This window comes from Fenollaria massiliensis (assembly GCF_000312505.2).
Taxonomy (GTDB): domain Bacteria; phylum Bacillota; class Clostridia; order Tissierellales; family Peptoniphilaceae; genus Fenollaria; species Fenollaria massiliensis.
Genome location: NZ_HG326224.1, coordinates 269,187 through 288,533, shown reverse-complemented (window position 1 = coordinate 288,533; position 19,347 = coordinate 269,187). Strand labels below are relative to the sequence as shown.

The 19,347-nt window shown below is 33.0% G+C and carries 18 protein-coding genes; 16 read left to right on the top strand and 2 right to left on the bottom strand.

From position 1 onward, the window contains the following. The first annotated feature begins 7 nt into the window (after positions 1 to 7). The gene (gene secF, locus BN30_RS01420) at positions 8 to 889 is read left to right on the top strand and encodes a protein translocase subunit SecF (protein ID WP_019213749.1); all 882 of its coding nucleotides are present in this window, start codon (positions 8 to 10) and stop codon (positions 887 to 889) included. 153 nt (positions 890 to 1,042) lie between these two features. After that, positions 1,043 to 1,897, top strand: coding sequence for a bifunctional 5,10-methylenetetrahydrofolate dehydrogenase/5,10-methenyltetrahydrofolate cyclohydrolase (locus BN30_RS01415; RefSeq protein WP_019213748.1), 855 nt, complete (start codon positions 1,043 to 1,045; stop codon positions 1,895 to 1,897). A 60-nt stretch (positions 1,898 to 1,957) separates the two neighbouring features. Here BN30_RS01415 and BN30_RS01410 read toward each other — a convergent pair whose 3' ends face one another. Together BN30_RS01410 and BN30_RS08680 are read right to left on the bottom strand one after the other, a co-directional pair. Then, positions 1,958 to 2,476: a hypothetical protein gene (locus tag BN30_RS01410; RefSeq protein ID WP_019213747.1), complete on the bottom strand. Its 519-nt coding sequence runs from the start codon at positions 2,474 to 2,476 to the stop codon at positions 1,958 to 1,960. Positions 2,477 to 2,624: 148 nt separating this feature from the next. Continuing rightward, positions 2,625 to 5,561 carry a transglycosylase domain-containing protein gene (locus BN30_RS08680; RefSeq protein WP_019213746.1) on the bottom strand — a complete coding sequence of 979 codons (2,937 nt, stop codon included), beginning with the start codon at positions 5,559 to 5,561 and terminating at the stop codon, positions 2,625 to 2,627. A 129-nt stretch (positions 5,562 to 5,690) separates the two neighbouring features. On the opposite strand from BN30_RS08680, the gene BN30_RS01400 reads away from it, so the two are divergent. The 14 genes from BN30_RS01400 (at position 5,691) to BN30_RS01330 (ending at position 19,343) form a co-directional block, all read left to right on the top strand. Further along, positions 5,691 to 6,344 (top strand): hypothetical protein, encoded by a 654-nt coding sequence (locus tag BN30_RS01400; RefSeq protein WP_019213745.1) that lies wholly within the window; start codon positions 5,691 to 5,693, stop codon positions 6,342 to 6,344. 445 nt (positions 6,345 to 6,789) lie between these two features. Continuing rightward, positions 6,790 to 7,362, top strand: coding sequence for a TetR/AcrR family transcriptional regulator (locus tag BN30_RS01390; RefSeq protein WP_019213743.1), 573 nt, complete (start codon positions 6,790 to 6,792; stop codon positions 7,360 to 7,362). Between the two features lie 103 nt (positions 7,363 to 7,465). Beyond that, complete coding sequence (locus BN30_RS01385) at positions 7,466 to 9,205, top strand: ABC transporter ATP-binding protein (RefSeq protein ID WP_019213742.1); 1,740 nt, start codon at positions 7,466 to 7,468, stop codon at positions 9,203 to 9,205. Further along, positions 9,198 to 10,907: an ABC transporter ATP-binding protein gene (locus tag BN30_RS01380; RefSeq protein WP_019213741.1), complete on the top strand. Its 1,710-nt coding sequence runs from the start codon at positions 9,198 to 9,200 to the stop codon at positions 10,905 to 10,907. The genes BN30_RS01385 and BN30_RS01380 overlap by 8 nt, the downstream gene beginning before the upstream one ends. Before the next feature lie 2 nt (positions 10,908 to 10,909). Continuing rightward, the gene (locus BN30_RS01375) at positions 10,910 to 12,427 is read left to right on the top strand and encodes an ABC transporter ATP-binding protein (protein WP_019213740.1); all 1,518 of its coding nucleotides are present in this window, start codon (positions 10,910 to 10,912) and stop codon (positions 12,425 to 12,427) included. A 129-nt stretch (positions 12,428 to 12,556) separates the two neighbouring features. Then, on the top strand, positions 12,557 to 13,120 hold the full coding sequence (locus BN30_RS08675; protein ID WP_479723589.1) for an energy-coupling factor transporter transmembrane component T: 564 nt from the start codon (positions 12,557 to 12,559) through the stop codon (positions 13,118 to 13,120). Positions 13,121 to 13,130: 10 nt separating this feature from the next. Then, positions 13,131 to 13,715: an MptD family putative ECF transporter S component gene (locus tag BN30_RS01365; RefSeq protein WP_019213739.1), complete on the top strand. Its 585-nt coding sequence runs from the start codon at positions 13,131 to 13,133 to the stop codon at positions 13,713 to 13,715. A 336-nt stretch (positions 13,716 to 14,051) separates the two neighbouring features. Beyond that, on the top strand, positions 14,052 to 14,942 hold the full coding sequence (locus BN30_RS01360; RefSeq protein WP_019213738.1) for an exonuclease domain-containing protein: 891 nt from the start codon (positions 14,052 to 14,054) through the stop codon (positions 14,940 to 14,942). A 170-nt stretch (positions 14,943 to 15,112) separates the two neighbouring features. Continuing rightward, positions 15,113 to 15,238, top strand: a complete 126-nt coding sequence (locus BN30_RS10370) for a hypothetical protein (protein ID WP_278244153.1) — start codon at positions 15,113 to 15,115, stop codon at positions 15,236 to 15,238. An 88-nt stretch (positions 15,239 to 15,326) separates the two neighbouring features. After that, a complete protein-coding gene (gene hflX, locus BN30_RS01350) occupies positions 15,327 to 16,571 on the top strand; it encodes a GTPase HflX (RefSeq protein ID WP_019213736.1) in 1,245 nt (414 codons plus the stop codon). Beyond that, positions 16,558 to 17,208 carry an IMPACT family protein gene (locus BN30_RS01345; protein ID WP_019213735.1) on the top strand — a complete coding sequence of 217 codons (651 nt, stop codon included), beginning with the start codon at positions 16,558 to 16,560 and terminating at the stop codon, positions 17,206 to 17,208. Before hflX ends, BN30_RS01345 begins: the two co-directional genes overlap by 14 nt. Continuing rightward, on the top strand, positions 17,209 to 17,934 hold the full coding sequence (nadE, locus tag BN30_RS01340) for an NAD(+) synthase (RefSeq protein WP_019213734.1): 726 nt from the start codon (positions 17,209 to 17,211) through the stop codon (positions 17,932 to 17,934). Between the two features lie 10 nt (positions 17,935 to 17,944). Continuing rightward, positions 17,945 to 18,667 (top strand): YebC/PmpR family DNA-binding transcriptional regulator, encoded by a 723-nt coding sequence (locus BN30_RS01335; RefSeq protein WP_019213733.1) that lies wholly within the window; start codon positions 17,945 to 17,947, stop codon positions 18,665 to 18,667. Between the two features lies 1 nt (position 18,668). Continuing rightward, positions 18,669 to 19,343 (top strand): TIGR01906 family membrane protein, encoded by a 675-nt coding sequence (locus BN30_RS01330; protein WP_019213732.1) that lies wholly within the window; start codon positions 18,669 to 18,671, stop codon positions 19,341 to 19,343. Positions 19,344 to 19,347: the final 4 nt, after the last annotated feature.

The following is a 19,347-nucleotide window of genomic DNA, read 5'->3' as shown; positions in this document are numbered from 1 at the left end:
GGTAAATATGATTAATTTTAACAAATTGAAAAAGTTTTTTGCTCCAATACCATTTATAGTTATCATCGCAGGTATCATAGGATTCTGCATTCATGGTTTTAACTACGGTATCGACTTCTCAGGTGGTACTATCATGAGAGTTAATGCTGGACAATTTATTGAAGAAGCAAAAGTTTATGACATAGTAGGTAAAGTTGATAAGGGCGCAAGCGTTGTTTATGCTGGTGCTAACAAAGAAACTATCGTTATCAAGTCTACACTTGCTTTAACAAACGAGCAAAAGAATCAAATCAGCCGTGCATTTGAAGAAGAATACAAGGTTGACAGAAACAATATCGAAGATACAACTACTGGTCCATCAATCAGTAGAGAAATTAGACAAAAAGCTGTTATATCCATCATTATCGCATCAATCTTAATGCTTATCTATATAACATTTAGATTTGAATGGAAATATGGTGTTGCAGCCGTATTTGCTCTAATCGTCGACGTTTTAGTTATAGTATCCGCATACGGAATCTTTAATCTACAAATCGATTCATCACTAATCGCAGCAGCACTAACTATCGTAGGTTATTCAATCAACGCAACTATAGTTATCTTTGATAGATTCAGAGAAAACAAGAGAATGCATCCAAGGATGGATAATGCTGAGCTTATTGAGTCATCACTTAACTCAACATTCAGAAGAACAGTATTAACAACAATTACAACACTTATCGCAGTTGTTGTTCTATACGTTCTAGGTGGTCACGTAATCGAGGCACTTTGTATTCCACTACTTGTTGGTATCATTGAAGGTATGTTATCATCTACATTCATCGCACCATACACATGGGGATTACTTGAAAAGAACTTTGGTCACGGCGCAAAAAACAAAAGAGCTTAATTAATTTATATAAGGGGAGATGAGATGTCTCCTCTTTTTTTATAAAAATATAATATGGTATTAAAATTATTGTGATTTGGGTATGAATGTATTAAGTAAATGAATAATAAATATTTTTAATATAAGAAAAATTTATATCATAAGGAGGTTAATATGACAGAAATATTAAAAGGTAAACCAGTTGCAGACATGATTAAGGCTGACATGACTAAGAAGATTGAGGCTTTTCGTGCGAAAGGCATTGCTCCAAAGATTGCCGTAGTTAGACTAGGCGAGGACCCAAGCGATATATCATACGAAAAAGCAATACTTAAGGTTAGTGCGAGCTTAAACATTGATTCAGAAGTATTTAATATACCTAGAGAATCAACAACTGAAGAGCTTCTTGCGCTTATGGATAAGCTAAATAATGATACTAAGATACATGGTATACTTGTGTTTAGACCACTTCCTAAACAAATTGATGCAGAAAGAGTTGTTAATTTTATCAATCCAGATAAGGATATTGACTGCATGAACCCAATTAATCTTGAAGCTATATTTGAAGGAAAGAAAGATAGCTTTGAACCAGCTACACCAAGAGCAGCTGTTGAAATTTTAGGAAGAACTGGATATGATTACCAAGGCAAGAATGTTGCCATAATCAACCGTTCCATGGTAGTTGGTAAGCCACTTGCTATGATGCTACTAAATGAAAATGCCACAGTTACTATCTGTCACTCAAAGACAAAGGATTTAAAAGCTGTTTGTAAGAGTGCTGATGTAGTATTCACAGCGCTTGGCAGAGCGAAGATGCTTGACAAATCATATTTCAATGAAGACTCTATAGTTATAGACGTTGGTGTAAGTATGGATAAGGAAGGCAAGATTAGTGGCGACGCTGATTACGATGCTCTAGTTGATTACGTAGCAAAGATAACTCCAGTACCAGGTGGAGTAGGTAGCATAACAACTACAATACTTTTAAACCAAGTATTAAGAGCAGTAGAAAAACTAAATAAAAAGTAGGATAAATAATAAGTGCTAAGCAAAATTTTATGCTTAGCACTTTTTCATATGCAGATTAAATTATTTAAACGAGAAAAGATATATTTCTTCGCTAGTCACATCTTGATTTACTGCCATAGTGACTGCATATACCTTGTTTAACCCATCTTCTTCTTTTGTTAATATTTCCTTTAAGGCTACTGGATTTGCATCATATATACTTATTCTATCTTTATTGTCTGTAGAAAATTCTTGCTTTGCAAGTTTATATTCGTCTCTGTTTTTCCAGTATATAGTGCCGTAGTAAGTACCGCTATCATCGACTCTTACAGTTTTTACATATACACTTGGTCCTCCAAGACTATTTCTAAGATCAATACCAGCATCATGTTCAAGCGGCTCAGTAATGTCTACGTAGCCATTCTTTATAAATTTCTCTATGCTTGGCTCTTCAAGTGAGGCAAAGTCTTTCATCTCCTTCGAAACTCTAGCATAATCTATTTTATTTGATTTTGATATAAAATATATAGCTATCGCAGCAACAATCAGCACTATTGCAAGTACTAGCCAATATTTTCTTAATGATTTCTCACTATTCATAAGCCCATCTCCTTTATAAAATTAATTCTTTCATACTAAATTATACCCAAAATTTTAATGTATTATCATTGTAACTTTTTATATAAAAAGGCAAAAGTATAGATTAAAAAAACAAGGCCTAAATTAAGCCTTGTTTATCTATTTTAATCTATGGTAATATTTTTACCTCATTATCATCATTTTTCTTTTCTTCTTTTTTATCATCTTTTTTCTCTGGATTAATCAAATCTGTTATGACATCGTTCCAGTTAGTGCCTTCTTCGTTAAGATCAATGCCATGTTCTTGATTATAATTATTCAAATCTTCTTGAGTATCTGATTGAACTGGAGGGTAGTAACTGTAGTCTTTTGGCAAAATACCGTTGTGTTCGGAAGGCTTATAAGCAGGATTTAGAGCAGTGAAGACCTTAGTAATTTTTAGCTCCTCTGGAGTAAATTCAGTTGCTAGCTTATTGTTTGATGAGTTAACTTCTAAGGCTACGTGCACATTACAAGTTTCAGTAGGCTCAGTTCCTTTAGCAAATATCTCCTCTCTGACGACGCCTCTTGGGTCAGATGAACAAAATTGATTTGGTTTTTTACCAGATTTAGTACATACATAAGCCTTTACTATGCCATCTGGCTGAGCAAATTGAGGTTTGCTTTCTTTGTCTTGATGAATTTTCGTCATTATGTGGCCCCAAAGTTTTGCTGCTAACCACGAGTTTTGAGTTATGGTAATCTTTGGTGAGTCATTACCCATCCAAGTGGCTGCTGCATAGTAATTAGTGAAGCCAACGAACCAGAAGTCAGCATTGTAGTCAGTTGTACCAGTTTTACCAGCACTTGCTTGACCTTTTATGATGGCGTTTTTGCCAGTGTGTTCATAAGCAGTCGATCTAAGTATATCCTTCATTACATAAGCAATTTGTGGGCTAACAACCCTTCTTTGCTTAGCTTCTTTTTCAAGAACAATGTTTCCGTCTTTGTCTAAAACTTTAGTGTAAATAATCGGTTCATTATAAACACCATCGTTTGCGATAGCGCTGTAGGCAGCAGTCATATCAAGAGGGCTAACACCCTTTGTCATACCACCAAGAGCTAAAGAAGCAAGGTTTTCATCGTTGTGAGTTTTATTTTCACTCGCTTGAACAAAATTATCCTTAGAAGGATTTTCTTCATTTATTATACCTAATTTTTTCAAATATTTTATTGATGTTGGTATACCAATCTTTTTCAAAGTTCTAGCAGAGCTTACGTTTATGGAGTAGATTAGTGATTCTCTAAGAGTTGTGATACCTTTAAAACCAGTATAAACGTTGTTTGGCCATACCTTTCCATCAGCTGTAATCATCGGTATATCAAGTATAGGTGAGGCAGCAGTAAAGCCATTGTCAAGAGCAGGTAAGTATACCGCAAGTGGTTTCATAGATGAGCCCGGCTGTCTAGCTGTGTCAGTTGCTCTATTTAAAATTCTTGAACCCTTTACATCACGTCCACCAATCATCGCAACGATGTGACCAGTTTTGTAATCCATAATCACAGTTGCTGATTGCGGCTGAACCAAACCAGTTTTATTATTATAGAAATATTCTGGATTTATAAATAAGTTTCCAGTTTCATTAACTTTGTAGAATTTATCGTTCTTTTCAAAAAATTCAGCTTTTATGATAAGGCTGTGTCTTGCTTGTCTTAAATAATATGCATCAGGAACTGCAAGACCACCGACTCTATGAGTTAGAAGGTTTTTCGAACCATCAATAGTATAGTAATCTTGTATGTCAGTTGATTTTTTATATGCCAATATTCTTGAGCTAGTAATCGCTAAGTCACCGTTGGCATTTATACTAAACTCACCCTTTGGAATAAATAGATAACCATCGTCAGTAAGTAGATTTTCTTTTTTGTAATAAACTAAATTGCCATCTTTATCAACGATATTACCGCCTTTATCTAAGTTTCTATCAACAAGTAGAGGAGCTTTGTATCTTTTAAGATCGCCTAAAAGTATCCCATTAAAATTCCTATTGACCTCGTCAAGATTCTTTTGTACTTTTGTATCAATGGTTGAGTATATTCTTAAACCGCCTGTAAATAATCTTTCTTGAGCCTTTTGCTTAGTGATTTGATACTTTTCCATGAGGTCTTCAACAACTTGATTCTTAACATAATCAGTCGCATAGCTTGTAATTTCGGCTTCTTTCTTTGCACTTGGCTTTAAGCTTGCTACAACATCAAAATTTATTGCTTCATCGTATTCAGCTTTATTAATCTTGCCAAGTTCAAGCATCTTTTTAAGTATAACTTTTTGTCTTTGAACAGATTTTGTGTTAAATACAAGAATATATTTTTCGCCTAAAATTTCAGTCTCACCAATCTTTCTCATAGTAGCCTCATCAAACTTAAGAGGACTAACCCTGTAGAACGGTTGATAGATGTTAGGACCCTTTACAATGCCAGCAAGTAGAGCAGCTTGAGCGATATTGATCTCGTCAACATTCTTAGAGAAATATGTTCTTGAAGCCTCTTGAACACCGTATGAGTTTTGTCCTAAAGAAATCATATTTAGATAAGACTCAAGAATTTGATCCTTGCTAAGTTTTGTCTCTAAGTTAAGAGCTAGATAAATTTCTTTAAGTTTTCTTGTAAGAGTTTGTTCATTAGATAAAAATGTGTTTTTAATTAGCTGCTGAGTTATAGTTGAAGCACCACGAACAACGCCACCAGCCTTAAAATTTTCATAAAGCGATGACAAAATACCCTTAGGGTCAACGCCAGGGTGCTCATAAAATCTTTCGTCTTCAATACTTATAAAGGCATCCTTCAAATATTGAGGTACCTTATTTAATTTAACAAAAGTTCTGTATTCAGCAGTCTCTACCTTTTCTAGTAAATTCTTATCCTTATCAAAGATAAGAGAAGTTTCTTCAAAACCGCTGTTAATTGAGTATGGATCAATCTCAGGGGCAGTAGTAAGTATATTAACAAAAGCAAGCCCCACGCTGCCAGCAAATAAAGTTAAGGATATAAGCACAGTCATCAGCGTGATGACCAAAAGCTTTTTCAGCGTAAACCTCGGCTTTCTTCTATATTTATTATTAGACATATTATCACTCCTAATATTAAGTATACTTGTATTATACCACATATAAGAGATTTTAGTATATATTTTAATAAAATATTAATATAATTATCGTCTTTATGATATAATATTTATTAATTTAGGAGGAAATATATGATAAACACATATAAAAATCATTTTCATAATCAAAATATATATCTAGAATTTGATCTTGAAGATATGAAAAATATTAATACAGATACATTTAAAACGATTAGCAAAGAAAATCATGCACCCTTGCAAATGATGATAGATGGTAGTGAGACAGAAAAGAGAAATTTTATTCAAGAACATGGTTTTAATAGGGTAAGAGTTTGCTATAGCATGACAGTAAGAAAAAGTGATATGCTTTTAAAAGATATCTCGGGGCTAAAACTTCTTCACGCAAAAGAAGGTGAGGCAATTTACGATGAATTAGCAAAGATATATTTTGATTATTATAAAAAAACACATGAGAGCATCAATCCACTAAGCGTTGATTTTGACGAATTTAAAGAAATTTTAACAAAAGAACTTTATTATAACGATGAAAGAAGCATGAGTCTCGCCTTTGTAGAAGATAATGAAATTGCCTATGTTTACACAAGCGATTTATATAAGGCGGATGAATTTTTTAAAAGCCTTTGCGAAAAACTTTTTAATGATTACGAAGAAATATTTTTCGAAGCAGATGATGTAGACCAAAGCGCCATGCATTTGAAAAATCTATTTAATGGCGGTGTAGATGAGATTACAGAGACGTGGATATATAGGCTTGATGATAAATAAAGATAATTTATTTATATATTATAATAAGAAAAGATTTATGATATAATAAACTTAATAATATTAATTACTTATAGAGGTGGATTATGTTAACACAAAGAGAGCAAAGGAAAAGAGCAAAAGAATTTGCAGAGAAATGGGCAGGAAAAGGATATGATTATTATGAGATACAGAAAAAGGCAAATGAAATAATTAAATAGTGAGCAAATGAGCCTAATGGAACTATGCATCTCATAAAAGGTCTGCTCCATTAATTTTTTTGTGAGTATCCCTACACTTACTGTGCTTGCTCATATACCAATAGTATAAGAACAGCATTAAGCATATATAAAATCACTAACAATTATATCATACTTAAGTATGATTTTCTACTATAACTCTTGACAAATATTGAATTTAGATTTATTATTAAATTGAAATTCAGTATTTCATTCGAAAGAGGTGTGATATGGCACAAGTATTAAAAGAAGAAGTTAGAAATAGAATACTCGAATCAGCAGAAAAAGTATTTTATAAAAAGGATTATAGAGGTGCCAAATTAACAGAAATTGCAAAAGAAGCGAATATACCTGTGGCACTCATCTATACCTATTTCAAAAATAAGGAGGTTTTGTTTGATGCAGTGGTAAGTTCTGTTTATATAAATTTTGAGTCAGCTTTTAATGAGGAAGAATCTTTGGAAAAAGGCTCTGCTTCTGAAAGGTTTGATGAAGTCGGCGAGAATTATATTCATGAACTTTTAAAAGAGCGTAAGAAGTTAATTATTTTAATGGATAAAAGCTCAGGTACAAAGCATACAGAAGCAAAACAAAAACTTATATCGCAAATGCAGATTCATATTGAAGTGAGCCTAAAAAGACAATCAGAAAAAGAATATGATCCAATGCTTGCCCATATTTTAGCCAGTAACTTTACAGAGGGGCTTCTTGAAATAGCAAGGCATTATCAAAGTGAAAAGTGGGCAAAAGATATGCTAAAACTTATTGCAAAGTGTTATTACAAGGGAGTGGAATCCCTATAATGAGCACTAAAGAATAGACTTTGCGTAATCAGCAAAGTCTTACTTTAAACCTTAATACTGAATTAAAATTCAATATTATTCAATTTTGAAAGGAGCGTTGTTCATGCCAGAAAAAGAATTAAGGAAAAAAGTGATAGGGAAAAATGGTTTATCCAATTCACTTCTTGCTTTAAAAATAGTATTTGATTTGATACCACAAATCTTACTTGTATATTTGATTAGTTCTTTAATCACAAACAATATTAACGAAGGCAATTTAAAGTATGTATTTTTTGGAATCTTTATATCATTTGTGTTAAAAGGTGTTTTTTACTATTTTGCAACAAAGGTTGCTCATGAGAAAGCATACGAAAAATTAACAGAACTTAGGTTAGATATTATTGATCATCTAAAAAAACTAAGTTTAGGATTTTTTAAAGAACATAATACAGGTGAGCTTACCAACATTGTTCAGCATGATGTGGAACAAGTGGAAGTATACCTTGCCCATGGTCTTCCTGAAATAATGTCAGTTACACTTCTACCTACCATTATTTTTGTAGCTATGATTTTTGTGGATTGGCGTCTTGCTCTTGGAATGATTGCCGGAGCTCCACTTATGTATTTGGTAAAAGTTCTTTCACAGAAAACAATGGATAAAAACTTTGCTATTTATTTTAACCACGAAAAAAAGATGAGAGAAGAGCTAATGGAATATGTAAAAAATATTTCTGTTATTAAGGCTTTTGCTAAAGAAGAGGAGATAAGTGAAAGAACATTAAAAACGGCAAGAGAATATGTTTACTGGGTTAAAAAGAGCATGGGGATGGTTACAATCCCAATGGGACTCATTGACATATTTATGGAAATTGGAGTGGTAATTGTCATGATTTTGGGAAGTATCTTTCTTTATCATGGGAATATTACAACACCTAATTTTATTCTTTCAATAATTTTATCATCTGCTTTTACTGCATCAATAAGTAAGACTGCAACATTGCAACATTTTTCTATTGTGTTTAAGGAAGCATTAAAGTCTATAGGAAAAGTTTTAACAGTTCCGCTTCCAAACAAAAATACAGAACAAGGTTTAGAATTTGGAAACATAGAATTTAAAGATGTGAATTTTGCATATGGAAAAGATGGCTTTCAGCTTAAAAATATCAATTTGACGTTTAAGAAAAATAGTTTGAATGCCTTTGTAGGAGCAAGTGGTTGCGGGAAAAGTACTGTATCTAATTTGCTTATGGGATTTTGGGATGCAGACGAAGGACAAATACTAATAAATGGAAAGGATATAAAAGAATATAGCGGGGAAAATATATCAATGCTGATTGGTAGTGTGCAACAGGAAGTTATCCTTTTTGATTTAAGCATTTTTGAAAATATAGCAATCGGAAAACTAAATGCAACAAAAGAAGAAGTCATAGAAGCAGCTAAAAAAGCAAGATGCCATGATTTTATTTCAGCGTTGCCAAATGGATATGAAACACGAGTAGGTGAAATGGGAGTTAAGTTATCCGGTGGAGAAAAACAAAGAATATCAATTGCGAGAATGATACTTAAAAATGCACCGATTTTAATATTAGATGAGGCAATGGCAGCTGTTGATAGTGAAAATGAAAGACTAATCGGTGAAGCGATTGATGATTTAAGTAAGGATAAAACTATCATTACAATTGCTCATCATCTAAATACGATTAGAGATTCAGACCAAATTATAGTTATGGATAAGGGCGTTGTTCTTGATGCAGGAAGCCATGAAGAGCTGATGAAAAGATGTGATTTTTATAAGGATATGGTTGAAGCACAGAACAAGGTAGATAGATGGAATTTGAAAGAGGTGGTAACAGAAAATGTTTAGAGAAATGTTAAAACTACTAACAAAAACCGGCAAGAGAGATTTGATTATATCAAGTGTATTCTTTGCCCTTTATGGACTCAGCTCCATAGCCATGATTGTTATCGTATTTTCTATACTGTTCCAAATCTTTGGAGGAACGAGCTTAGCAAGCCTATATAAATATTTTATTGCGATTGGATTACTTGTAGTGTTCAAAGGTATTTGTAATATGGTCGCAGATATGAAAAAGCATAGTGCAGGTTTTGATATTGTTCAGCAAATAAGAGAACGCATGATTATTAAATTGAAAAAATTCAGCTTAGGATTTTATACCAATGAACGACTTGGGGAAATAAATACAATTTTACACAAAGATGTTGATAATATGTCACTTGTTGTAGGACACATGTGGTCAAGAATGTTTGGCGATTTTTTGATAGGTGCAGTCGTATTTATTGGTCTTGCAAGTATTGATTTAAAACTTGCTATTCTAATGGCTGTATCTGTTCCGATTGCACTTATCTTTCTATATCTGACAATTAAGCAATCTGAAAAAATAGAGAATCAGAATAACTCAGCACTTCTTGATATGGTTAGCCTATTTGTTGAATATGTGAGAGGAATACCTGTATTAAAGAGTTTTTCAAACAATAAGAGCTTGGATTATGAGCTTATGAATAAAACAAAGAAGTTTGGAGAAACAAGTAAATCAGCTTCAAGATTCAAGGCAAAACAATTATCTATATTTGGGTTTTTACTGGATATTGGATATTTAGTTCTTTTAATTGCAGGAACAATATTTGTTGTAAAGGGAAATCTTGATGTACTTAATTTTATTATCTTTGCAGTAATTTCAAAAGAGTTTTATAAGCCATTCGCTTCTATGGAACAACACTATATGTACTATGTTTCGGCGGTAGATAGTTACGAAAGACTTTCAAGAATTTTATATGCAGATGTAATCCCGGACAAAGTGAATGGAATTGTTCCGAAAGATAATGATATAGCTTTTGAAAACATAGATTTTTCCTATGAAAAAGATGAATTTAAAATGGAAAAATTGAGCTTTTCTATTGCTGAAAAAACAATGACAGCCTTAGTTGGAGAATCAGGTAGTGGAAAGACTACTATAACCAACTTGCTTTTAAGATTTTATGATGTGCATAAAGGAAAAATTACACTCGGAGGAACTGATATAAGGGATATTCCTTATGATGAGCTTTTAGATCGTATTAGTATTGTCATGCAAAATGTTCAGTTGTTTGATAATACCATTGAAGAAAACATCAAGGTAGGTAAAAAAGGAGCAACGAAAGAAGAAATCATTGAAGCTGCAAAGAAAGCAAGGATACATGATTTCATTATGAGTTTACCAAAAGGTTATGAAACTGATATTGGAGAAAATGGTGGGATTTTATCAGGCGGACAAAGACAAAGAATATCTATTGCAAGAGCTTTTCTAAAGGACGCACCTATTTTAATTCTTGATGAAATGACAAGTAATGTTGATCCTGTAAATGAATCTTTGATACAAGATGCCATTACAGAACTCGCAAAGAATAGAACTGTACTTGTAGTGGCTCATCATTTAAAAACAATTCAAAAAGCTGACCAAATTCTCGTATTTCAAAAAGGAAATTTACTTGAAAAAGGAAAGCATGGGGAACTTCTTGAGAAAGATGGTTACTACACAAAATTATGGAAAGCTCAGTACGAGGTATAATCATGATTTTCTTAAAAGATGTTTCTTATGAATGGGAAGATGGGCGAACTGCTTTAAAAAATATCAATCTTGAAATTAAAAAAGGTGAATTTATTTTAATTTCAGGGAAAAGTGGAAGTGGTAAAAGCACTCTTGGAAGTGTAATGAATGGTCTTATTCCGCATTATTATAAAGGCAAAATGCAAGGAAAAGCCTTTGTGTCAGGAAAAGATATAAGCAAATTATTACTTCATGAAATAGGGCATATTGTAGGGACTGTATTTCAAGATCCAAGAAGTCAGTTTTTTACGACAACTACAGATGAAGAAATAGCTTTTGGTCTTCAAACGATTTGTAAATCAAGAGAGGAAATCAAACAGAGAGTAGAAGAGGTATATGCAGAGCTGGATATTGAGGAACTAAAAGGAAAATCTGTTTTTGAATTATCAAGCGGACAGAAACAAAAGATAGCTATTGCAAGCATCTATGCGATGAATCCGAAAGTTTTAATTTTAGATGAACCTTCAGCAAATTTGGATATGAAAGCAACATTTGACCTGTTTTTAATTTTGGAGAAATTAAAGAAAAAAGGAACAACAGTTGTTCTAATTGAGCATCGTTTGTACTATGTAAAATCTTTATTTGATCGTTTTCTTTTGGTGAAAGATGGAGAGATTGCACAGGACTTGAGTCGGGAAGAAGTTATCCGTCTTGAAGGGGAGTTTTGGGATGAAAATGGACTAAGAACTCTTGAATTAGAAGAATACAGGATAAGTGAGAAGAAAGATTCATATCAATTAAATGATGAAAGTATCAACGGAAAAGGCTTGAGATTTTGCTATCCGAATGTAGCTAAGGGTGGAAAGAAACAAAACAAGTACATCTTAAATCATCTTGATTTCAATATGGAGTGTGGAAAAGCCATTGGTCTTATAGGCTTAAATGGTACCGGGAAAACCACCTTTGCAAGAGTGATTTCAGGACTTGAGAAGATAAAAGAGGGAACAATATGGGCGGGAAAAGATAAGTCGCTTAATCATAAAGATTTAATGGATATGTCATATTTTGTCTTTCAAGATTCAGACTATCAGTTGTTTTCGGAAAGTGTACTTGATGAAATGCTACTTGGTATTTCAAGTAAAGATAAAAAAGAAAATACTCAAAAGGCAAAGTCTATTTTGAGTGTACTTGGCTTAGACAAATACATTGATAAGCATCCGTTTGCTTTATCAAGAGGAGAAAAACAAAGACTGACAATAGCTTGTGGAATGATGAAACAGGCAAAAGTTTTCATCTATGATGAACCAACATCAGGTTGTGATAAAGACTCAATGCTTTCGGTGGCAAAATTGATTGAAGAACAATTAAAAAATGGGACAACAGTTTTGGTAATAAGTCATGATTTTGAGTTTTTAGCAAACACGGTGAGCAAGCTATGGGTAATGGGAGATGGAAAAATAGAAACTGTTTTAGATATGAGTGAAAGTAATAAATTTCTCATATTAGACAAGATGAGAGGAGGTAGTAAGCTTGGCAGATAGAAAAACCATTGATCCGAGAATAAAGCTTACTCTACTTCCAATTGTTGGATTTACGAGCTTTTTTATAAGCGATACAATTCTACTTTTTTTCTAATTGTTTTTGCCTTTTTTTTGTATGTATATAGCAGTATGTGGAAAAGGGCGTTACGCTTTATCTTGTTTTTTGTGCTTTTATACTGCATAGAGTTAGGGATTAGCAAGTTTTCTGAAGCAAGCATCGTATTTGCAATATATATGTTTATTTACTTTGCATCAAGAATGACCTTAATTGCTATGTTTGGTGGATATATAACAAAGACTACAAGTGTAAGTGAAATGCTTGAAGCATTAAATAGAATGAAAGTACCAAGAAGCATTGGTATACCTTTTAGTGTTTTGCTTAGGTTTGTACCAACTATAAAAATAGAACTCAAGGCATTAAAAGAGAATATGAAGATTCGAGGAATTGTAACAAGTAGATTTTTTCCATTGCTACACCCAATTAAATACATTGAATATACACTTGTTCCGCTTTTAATGAGAATGATTAAGATTTCAGATGAATTGTCAGCTTCAGCACTCATTAGAGGACTTGATAGTGATGAGAACAGGGTAACATTAACAGAATTGCAGTTTAGATGTGCAGACTTAACTATTGGACTATTAGGAGCTTTTATGATTGCTCTAATGATAGTAATACAGAGAATTTATTAGGAGGAATTTTATGAAAAACAAATTAAATGGTCGTGATTTTATTACAATCGGAATTTTTAATGCAATTGGAATTGTCATATACATGGCAGTTGCATTTGCTATGGCAACAACAGTTGTTGGAGGATTTATTGCTTCAGGAGTTAGCTTTATGGTAGCTGCCACCGTTTATATTCTTATGGCTGTGAAAGTTAAAAAGAAGGGCGTATTTACAATATCAGGAACGCTTCTTGGTTTAATTGCGTTGTCAGGAGGACATTTGCCTCATGCAGTCTTTGCTGTAATCGGTGGAATTATATGTGATTTGATTATAGGAAATTATGAGAGCAAGGGACGAATGATTATTGGATATGGGACATTTGCATTAGCAGATTTTTTAGGAACAGTAATTCCTGTGATTTTATTCGGAACTGCTTCTTTTGTGGAAAGAGCAACAAAATGGAAAATGAGCGAAGCGCAAATAAATGAAGCATTATCTTATTTCAAAGTTTCGTGGGCAGTATGCTTTGGTTTGATAACTTTTATTCTTGCTTGCATAGGAGCTTTTATTGCAACAAGAATACTTAAAAAACATTTTGAAAAAGCCGGAGTGATTTAATCAATATTTATTTGTGAGGGAAAAATGGATTAAATAATGGAGTTAATTTACATCTGTTGTTTAATTTCTACTGGTGATTATCATAAAAAATCAAATTTAAGATATGTACAAAGAGCATGTTTCTTTCATTTTAGAGGACTTTAGCCAAGTGATGTGTACCAAAAAAAACTGGACACGTTAATACTTGGTTTACATTCGTGGATGCTAGCCTATATAAAGTAGGTGGCATCCATTTTGTTTTCTTCTAAATCCTTTCGTTGTTATATTAGTATATATTCATCAAGTCTATTTATATGGTATAATAAATGTAAACTTTGATATTAAAGGAGTGATTTTATGCCAAGCAATAAAAATTATACAAAAGAAATAATAGACAATTATTGTGTGATAGATACAGAAACAACAGGTTTATCATCTTATTATGATGAAATTATAGAAGTAGGTGTGTTAAGAGTTAGAAATAATGAAATAGTAGAAAAATATTCACAACTAATTAAACCAAAATATGAAGTTGATGATTTTATAACTTCTCTAACAGGCATTACTAATGATATGCTTATAGGCATGCCATCTATATTGGATATTAAAGATAAATTACTAAACTTTATTGGAGGCGATATAATTATTGGTCATAACACATCTTTTGATATTAGGTTTTTAAATTGTGGCCTTAAAACAGAGCTTGATAATAAATACATGGATACAATGCAATTCTCTAGAAAGTTGTATCCAGATTTGAAGCATCATAGACTTTCTGATATGACAAAATATTTAAATCTACACAATAATGAGCATCGCTCTATTTCAGATTGCGTTTCAACAAAGGAACTTTATGATTGTATTAAAATACACATGAGTGAAAACAACATTGCTATTAATGATCTATGGAAAACTAAAAGGACTAAATTTGATATAAACTCAATAACGCCAGATGTAGTTGAAATAGATGAAGACAACTTTTTTTACAATAGGCATGTTGTATTTACAGGAAAGCTAGAGAAGATGTTAAGAAAAGATGCTATGCAGATAATTGTTAATTTAGGAGGAATACTTGATAGTGGCGTGAATAATAAAACTAATTACTTAATACTTGGAGATAACGATTATAATGCAATACTTAAAGGTGAGAAGTCATCAAAACATAAGAAGGCTGAAAAATTAAAACTAGAAGGTAATGATATAGACATTATAGATGAATTGACATTTTATGATTTGATTAGCCAATAGTGCTAAAAGTTAAGATATAAAAGATGTTATTTAAGACAGTAGAAATGCCGTCTTTTTTTATTGGATACTTTTTAATGTTTTAAAACAAAAGGGTGCAAATAGCGTTATTTTTACTCTAATTTATAGGTATTAAATAATATCCATTCTGAATAGTTTAAGGCAAGGCAGTTATGGAAGCATACGGCTTTGACTGGAGGAAGATGAGTGAGTCGGAGTGTGTTGCTGAGCTTATGAAACTATATAAACAAATGATTGAAAAAAATAAAAAACTAAAACATTTAAAAACATTAGCGTAGATGAATTAATTATGTCTACGCTATTTTATATACAATAAATATTTTGACATTTAACACAGGCTTTGATATAATTACAAAGAGGTGCTATATGGAGAGAGCAATTATATATACAATTGAATTTGATTCAAAGACTGATGAGTATCTTGATGAGCTTGAGGCGCTTCTTGAAGCGTGCGATGCTGAGGCCATTGTCAGAGTGAAACAAAGTAAGGACGTTTTAAACCCTCGTTACTATATGGGCAAGGGTAAGCTTGACGAGATAAAAACGCTTATAGAAGCGAATGATATTGACTTACTTGTTGTTAATGACGAGCTAAGCGGCGTTCAAACAAGAAACTTAGAGGACGAACTCGATATAAAAGTGGTCGATAGGACTAATCTTATACTTGATATATTTGCTCTAAGGGCTGAAACTGTTGAAGCGAAACTACAAGTGGAGCTTGCTCAGCTATCATATAGACTGCCAAGACTTGTTGGTATGAATAATTATCTATCAAGAGAGGGAGGCGGCATCGGCACTAGAGGACCCGGTGAGCAAAAACTTGAAACTGACAGACGTCACATACAAGAGCAAATTGATAGAATTAAAAATAAATTAAAGGAAGCTCAAAAATCAAGGGACAATATTTCTAAAAAAAGAAATGAAAGCGATGTTCCTTATGTGAGCATCATCGGTTACACTAACTGCGGTAAATCTACTATATTAAACAGCATGATTAGGTTATCTGAGAGCGGTGCTAAGGAAGTTTTGGCAAAGGATATGTTATTTGCCACACTTCAAACTTTTGTTAGACAGATAAAATTTTCATCTGGCTCTGAATTTATTGCCTCAGACACTGTTGGCTTTGTATCAAATTTACCAACTAAGCTAGTTGAAGCATTTAAAGGCACTCTAGAAGAGTTAAAATATGCGGATTTAATTTTACACGTGGTAGATATATCTGATGAGAACATGCATCTACAAATTGAGACTACACTTGATTTAATGAAGTCTTTAGGACTTATGGACAAAAAAGTTTTAAGGGTATATAATAAGGTAGATAAACTTGATGAGCATAGAAGATCATCCTTAAAAGATGCTGAAGATACAATTTATATATCAGCAAAAAATGATGACGATGTAAAAAAACTTATTGATAAGATAGAGGCAATCATTAAAGAGGATTATAAAGAGGTAACTATGAGGCTTGCTTTTAAGGATAGTGCCATCATCGATAGGCTTAAAAAGAGCTATGCTGTAGAAGTTACAAAGTATGACGAAGCTTCGATGTACATAAAAGTGAAGCTTTCTCAAAAAGATTACAATAAATATAAAGAATATGTGTGCGAATAAAGAGTATAGATCGGTCCTGGAGCAAGTAAGCGCCGAGGATCTGATAAATAAATCAAAGTTCATAGCAAACACAAAGCATGTTCTGAGCGAGGAAGAGGCTATAGCCTTCATTAACGAGATGAAAGATAAATACAAGGACGCGACTCATAACGTTAGCGCTTATATTATTAATAGTAATATTCCTACAAAGCGCTACGATGAAGACGGCGAGCCACAAGGTTCATCTGCAAGACCCATACTTTCAGTTATGGAGATGGAGGGACTTTCAAATATCGTCTGCGTTGTGACTGGATACTTTGGAGGCATTAAGTTAGGCGTTGGAGGCCTTGTAAGAGCTTACTCAGGCGCGTTTAAGAAGAGCATTGAAGGCCAAATTTATGACTATGGCAGCTTTCTTAAGTATAAACTGACTTTTCCATACGCAGAATTTGACAAAATTAAAAACTATTTATCACATACAGTTTATGATTTAGATAATTTAGAATACATGGAAAATATTAGTGCGGACATATACATAAAGGAAGAGGACAGCGAAGAACTTTTAGAAACGCTTAAAAATCTTTCTAATCGCGAGCTTGATTATGAGTTTGCAGATGAATATATAAAGGCGCATATTGATAAAAGGATTGTGAAATAATTGAAAGATTATGAAAAAATAGTTCAAGACATGGTATCTTGGCTAAGAGATAAAAGGGATAAAACTGGTTTAAAAGGAGCGGTTTTCGGGCTTTCAGGTGGAGTCGATTCAGCAGTTGTCGCAGGCCTTGCAAAACTTGCTTTTGGCGATGATCACTTAGCTATAGTCATGCCGATACACTCACTTGAAGAAGACGAAGTAGATGCGAAATTAGTCGCAGATAAGCTTGGCATAAAAACTGCAAGGGTTGATCTAACAAGTACTTATGATGATTTTGTTAAAAGTGCTAAGGCAGATGACTTTTCTAAGATGAGTTTATCAAATATAAAACCAAGACTTAGGATGACAAATTTATATCTGTATGGACAAAATTTATCATACATGGTACTTGGCTCATCAAACAAAAGTGAGTACTTAGTCGGCTACTTCACTAAGTGGGCAGATAGCGCATGCGATATATATTTATTAAGAGATTTTTATAAAAGAGAAGTTTATGAAATCGCCAAAGTTTTAGGCGTGCCAGATGAGATAATAAACAAAAAACCATCGGCAGGACTTTGGAAAGGTCAGAGCGATGAGGACGAATTAGGCGTTTCTTACGATGATATTGAAAAATATTTCGAAGGCGAGGCCATTGCCAAAGAAAAAGAAGAAAGAATAAAAAAGCTATATAATTCAACCAAACATAAAAGATCGGATATAGATTATTTTAAAAACATATATTAGGAGGAATAAAATGTCAGGACATTCAAAATGGAAAACAATAAAGGCTAAGAAAGGTAAAGAAGACCAAAGAAGAGCCTCAGTATTTACAAAACTTGCTAGATACATCACTGTAGCGGTTAAAGAAGGAGGATCAAATCCGGAGTTTAACCCATCACTTAAATCAGCGATAGAAAAAGCTAAGGCTGAGAACATGCCAAACGACAACATTGAAAGAGCTATCAAAAAAGGTGAAGGCGGAGAAGGCGATGCAAACTATGAAAACGTTGTATATGAAGGATACGGTGTCGGCGGTGTTGCTGTTATCGTTGACTGCTTAACAGACAATAGAAACAGAACAGCTTCAGACGTAAGACACGCCTTTGATAAACACGGCGGAAACTTGGGAACAACAGGCTGCGTATCATATCTATTTGATAAAAAAGGCTTTATCGCTATAGAAAAAGATGATTCAGTTGATGAAGACACATTAACAATGGACGCAATCGACTTAGGTGCAGAAGATTTTAAAGCATTTGAAGAAGGCTATGAAATTTACACATCTGTTGAAGATTTTAACAAGGTAGTAGAAGGACTAAAAGACAGAGGCTACAAGCTAAGTGACTTTGACATAGCAAACATACCTCAAACAACAGTAAAACTTGACGAAGAACAAGCTATTAAGTTTGAGAAGATGGTTGACGACCTTGAAGAATCAGACGACGTTCAAAGCGTTTCACATAACTTAGAAGATTAAAATGAAGAATATTAAATTATCAGTTGCTATTATATTAACCCTTAATATAATAGCACTTATATTATGTCAAGCAATTCAAACAGTTTCCTATGACGAAAACGCTGTTTATATGAACGCAAAGCACTTAGATGATTTTGATTATATCGATAGATCAGAGGAAGAAGTCTTAGTCGCTTCAAAAGTTATAGCAGGCTACCTAAGAGGCCAAAATGCTGATGAGCACCTAAGCTTAATTGGCTTAAACGAAAAAGAAATAAGCCACATGAGAGACGTAAGACATATATATAAAGTACTAAACATTATTAAAATTATAGCTGCAGCAATAACTTTACTTATAATACTCTTATACGCATGGAAAAAGATTAACGTATTTAAGTTTAAAGAGCTAAGAAATACCTTGTTTATAGGATACTTAGTGCCAATAATTTTTGGAGCTCTATATTTAACAGACTTTTCTGGAGCCTTCGTAAAATTTCATGAGATATTCTTTAATAATCAACTATGGCAGCTCGACCCAAGCACAGACCTACTAATAAGACTAATGCCAGAAGAATTTTTTATAAGTGGCTTTATAAAAATCTTGGCTTATTATACAATATCGATATTCGTTATTCATATTTGTAGCTTTTACTATGTAGCGAGATGTAGTAGTAAAATGGAGAAGAAGGGAGTATAAAATT

Excerpts from the sequence above, each read along its gene's own strand:
- BN30_RS01335 (WP_019213733.1), top strand. The coding sequence starts at position 17,945 with ATGTCAGGACATTCAAAATGGAAAACAATAAAGGCTAAGAAAGGTAAA.
- BN30_RS01400 (WP_019213745.1), top strand. The coding sequence starts at position 5,691 with ATGATAAACACATATAAAAATCATTTTCATAATCAAAATATATATCTA.
- BN30_RS01385 (WP_019213742.1), top strand. The coding sequence starts at position 7,466 with ATGCCAGAAAAAGAATTAAGGAAAAAAGTGATAGGGAAAAATGGTTTA.
- BN30_RS08680 (WP_019213746.1), bottom strand. The coding sequence starts at position 5,561 with ATGTCTAATAATAAATATAGAAGAAAGCCGAGGTTTACGCTGAAAAAG.
- BN30_RS01380 (WP_019213741.1), top strand. The coding sequence starts at position 9,198 with ATGTTTAGAGAAATGTTAAAACTACTAACAAAAACCGGCAAGAGAGAT.
- BN30_RS01360 (WP_019213738.1), top strand. The coding sequence starts at position 14,052 with ATGCCAAGCAATAAAAATTATACAAAAGAAATAATAGACAATTATTGT.
- BN30_RS01375 (WP_019213740.1), top strand. The coding sequence starts at position 10,910 with ATGATTTTCTTAAAAGATGTTTCTTATGAATGGGAAGATGGGCGAACT.
- BN30_RS01330 (WP_019213732.1), top strand. The coding sequence starts at position 18,669 with ATGAAGAATATTAAATTATCAGTTGCTATTATATTAACCCTTAATATA.
- BN30_RS10370 (WP_278244153.1), top strand. The coding sequence starts at position 15,113 with ATGGAAGCATACGGCTTTGACTGGAGGAAGATGAGTGAGTCGGAGTGT.
- BN30_RS08675 (WP_479723589.1), top strand. The coding sequence starts at position 12,557 with ATGTGGAAAAGGGCGTTACGCTTTATCTTGTTTTTTGTGCTTTTATAC.
- secF (WP_019213749.1), top strand. The coding sequence starts at position 8 with ATGATTAATTTTAACAAATTGAAAAAGTTTTTTGCTCCAATACCATTT.
- BN30_RS01410 (WP_019213747.1), bottom strand. The coding sequence starts at position 2,476 with ATGAATAGTGAGAAATCATTAAGAAAATATTGGCTAGTACTTGCAATA.
- BN30_RS01415 (WP_019213748.1), top strand. The coding sequence starts at position 1,043 with ATGACAGAAATATTAAAAGGTAAACCAGTTGCAGACATGATTAAGGCT.
- hflX (WP_019213736.1), top strand. The coding sequence starts at position 15,327 with ATGGAGAGAGCAATTATATATACAATTGAATTTGATTCAAAGACTGAT.
- BN30_RS01345 (WP_019213735.1), top strand. The coding sequence starts at position 16,558 with ATGTGTGCGAATAAAGAGTATAGATCGGTCCTGGAGCAAGTAAGCGCC.
- BN30_RS01365 (WP_019213739.1), top strand. The coding sequence starts at position 13,131 with ATGAAAAACAAATTAAATGGTCGTGATTTTATTACAATCGGAATTTTT.
- BN30_RS01390 (WP_019213743.1), top strand. The coding sequence starts at position 6,790 with ATGGCACAAGTATTAAAAGAAGAAGTTAGAAATAGAATACTCGAATCA.